Source organism: Bradyrhizobium pachyrhizi (genome assembly GCF_001189245.1).
Classification (GTDB): Bacteria; Pseudomonadota; Alphaproteobacteria; order Rhizobiales; family Xanthobacteraceae; genus Bradyrhizobium; species Bradyrhizobium pachyrhizi.
The window spans coordinates 19411-22393 of record NZ_LFIQ01000057.1 but is presented as its reverse complement, the minus strand read 5'-3'; the positions used below and the strand labels follow the sequence as shown (position 1 = coordinate 22393).

The 2983-nt window shown below is 63.5% G+C and carries 1 protein-coding gene and 1 pseudogene; both read left to right on the top strand.

The window, feature by feature from the left end; genetic code table 11:
- Positions 1-333, top strand: a pseudogene (locus AKL29_RS44655) (NAD(P)/FAD-dependent oxidoreductase); the annotation flags it as partial.
- Between the two features lie 336 nt (positions 334-669).
- Positions 670-2931: a TonB-dependent siderophore receptor gene (locus AKL29_RS10855; protein ID WP_082190556.1), complete on the top strand. Its 2262-nt coding sequence runs from the start codon at positions 670-672 to the stop codon at positions 2929-2931.
- The last annotated feature ends 52 nt before the right edge of the window (positions 2932-2983 follow it).

The window sequence follows — 2983 nt, the reverse complement described above, 5'->3', positions numbered from 1 at the left end:
GCGGCGCGTGCCGCTTGCGACGATGTCGGCAATTACGCGCTGATGTCGTGCCAGCACGCGACGCGGATGGGCGCCTTTGCCGGTAACAACGCCGCGGCCGAGCTGCTCGGTGTCCCGACCAAGCCTTATCACCAGAAGGCCTATGTCACTTGCCTCGACCTCGGCGAGGCCGGCGCGCTGTTCACCCGCGGCTGGGAGCGCAAGGTCGAGATGGTCGGCGACGTCGCCAAGAAGACCAAGCGGGAGATCAACACCGTCTGGATCTATCCGCCGCGCGCCGAGCGTGCCGCGGCGCTCGCATCCGCCGATCCGGAGCACGTCACCGAAGTCTGAGGCTCGGCTCGGCGAGAGCACCGCAACTGCGATCATCGCTTCCGCGCGCGGCGTCGTTCGATCGCTGTGCGCGGAAGCGACTCGAAGTATCGCGGAGCGAAACGCAGTTTAGAATCGTCCTTAGAAGTGCTCGAAAAATCTGAGGCGCATTGACGCAGTATCGCTGCGTTCACGTTGCGAGTTCGCAACACCATCGGCGATAAGCCCAACACTGGACGTGTTCTAATCACCGATCGGCTGCATACGTCTTTCATCGTGTTAGTGACGGCGAAGATGAAGGCGATGTGAGTTGACGGGGGTCGGATGTTTCGTCGCACTGCGCTGGCGGCCGGGTACATGGCCGGCAGCGGTTTGTTCGTGCTGAGTGTGGTGATGCCGCGTGAAAGCGTTGCGCAATCGGCGCTGCCGCCGGTGACGGTCGAAGCGCCGAAACAACAGCAGCAGGCGCGACGAACGCAGCCGGCGCGACGCGCGGCGCGTCCTGCACGCACGACGCCGCGATCGATCGCGAACCGGGCGCCCGCGCAGAACGTTCCAGCACCGGGGGCGAGTGGCGGCGGAGAGCGCGGCAACGGGCCGGTCACCGGCTATCTCGCCAGCCAGAGCGTCACGGCAACCAAGACCGACAGCCCGGTGCTGACGACGCCGCAGTCGATCTCGATCGTCACCCAGGATCAGATCCAGGCACAGGGTGCGCAGAACATCACCGAAGCGCTGCGCTACACGCCCGGCGTGACGATCGAAAGTTTTGGCGCCAACGCGTTCTTCGACGAGTTCAAGTTGCGGGGCTTCACCGCGCCGCGTTATCTCGACGGGCTGCGGCTGCCGACCGACACCACGACCTTCGCGGTCCCGCGCATCGAGACCTATGGTCTCGAGCGGATCGAGGTCCTGAAGGGCCCGTCATCCGGCCTGTATGGACAGTCCGATCCGGGCGGCTTGTTGAACCTGGTCAGCAAGCGGCCCACCGAGACGCCGCATTACGAGTTCGAGGGCACGTTCGGCTCGTTCGATCGCTTCCAGGGCGCCTTCGATATCGGTGGTCCGGCCGACAAGGACGGCCGGTTCCTCTACCGCATCGTCGGCCTTGGCCGCGACAGCAACAGCCAGACCGACTTCGTTCAGGACAACAAGCTGTTCATCGCGCCGAGCTTCACCTGGCGGCCGACCTACGACACCAGCTTCACCGTGCTCTCGCAGTACCAGAAGGTCGACAACAAGGGTTACCAGCAATACGTCCCGGGACAGGTGTCCTTCCTGCCCAACCCCAACGGACATATTCCCTACAGTCGTTACCTCGGCGAGCCCGGGCTGGATGGCTATCATCTCGAGCAGTTCGCGGTTGGCTACGCGTTCGAGCATCGCTTCGACAACATCTTCCAGTTCCGGCAAAACCTGCGCTACACCCAGGTCAGCAACGACCTCGCATCGGTGCGGACCGAGGGCATGGTGACGGATCGTCTGGTCGCGCGCAGCTACAACTACGTCAAGGCCAATGCCGCCAATGTCGCGCTCGACAATCAGCTGCAGGCGGATTTCGCGACCGGGCCGCTGGTCCACAAGGTGCTGGCCGGTGTCGACTACTTCGATCTGTGGGCGAATACCGACTATCGCACCACGCCGATTGCGCCGATCGATGCCTATAGTCCGGTCTACGGCACCGCCGTTCCGTCAGCCAGCTCGCTGGTGCCGTTCATTCTTCGCGACGACAGGCAGTCGCAGCTCGGCGCCTATCTGCAGGATCAGATCAAGCTCGATCGCTGGACGTTGACCATGAGCGGGCGCCAGGACTGGGTCAGCTCCGGCTTCACCAGCATGGCGTTCTATCCGCCCGCCGGGCATTATTCGCGCGACGACTCGGCGCAAACCGGGCGCATCGGCCTGAGCTACCTGTTCGATATCGGCCTCGCGCCCTATGTCAGCTACGGGACCTCGTTCACACCGAATCTCGGCGCCGACAGCGCCGGCCGGTCGTTCAGGCCGACGACGGGCGAGGGCGCGGAGGTCGGCGTCAAGTTCAAGCCGAACGGCTCGAACTTCATGGCGACGGCGGCGGCGTTCGATATCCGTCAGCAGGACGTGCTGACGGCCGATCCCCTCAATCCGCTGTTCAACGTGCAGACCGATGCCGTGCGCGTCCGCGGCTTCGAGCTCGAGCTGAAGGGCAATCTCACGCGCGAGCTCGAGATCACGGCGGGATACACCCATCTCGATCCGCGGGTGACGACGAGCATTGCCGGCTATGCCGGCAAGTACATGATGAACACGGCGCAGGACCAGGTCGCGGTCTGGGGCAAGTATACCTGGTATGACGGCGCGCTCGCGGGCCTTGGGCTCGGCCTCGGCGTGCGCTATGTCGGCGAGACCTACGGCGACAACTTCAACACCTTTGTCATTCCCTCCTATTCCTTGCTCGATGCGTCGGTCAGCTACGACTTCGCCTATCTGCGGCCGGACCTGAAGGGATGGAAGGCACAGGTCAACGTGACCAATCTGACCGACCATTTCTACGTTGCGTCCTGCCTGACCGGGCTTCCCTATTGCGGCCTCGGCAATGGCCGCACGGTGCTGGGCACGATGAAGTACACCTGGAACTAAAGCATGATCCCGAAAAGTGCGAAGCGGTTTTCGGAAAGATCATGCTTCAACA

Excerpts from the sequence above, each read along its gene's own strand:
- AKL29_RS10855 (WP_082190556.1), top strand. The coding sequence starts at position 670 with ATGGCCGGCAGCGGTTTGTTCGTGCTGAGTGTGGTGATGCCGCGTGAA.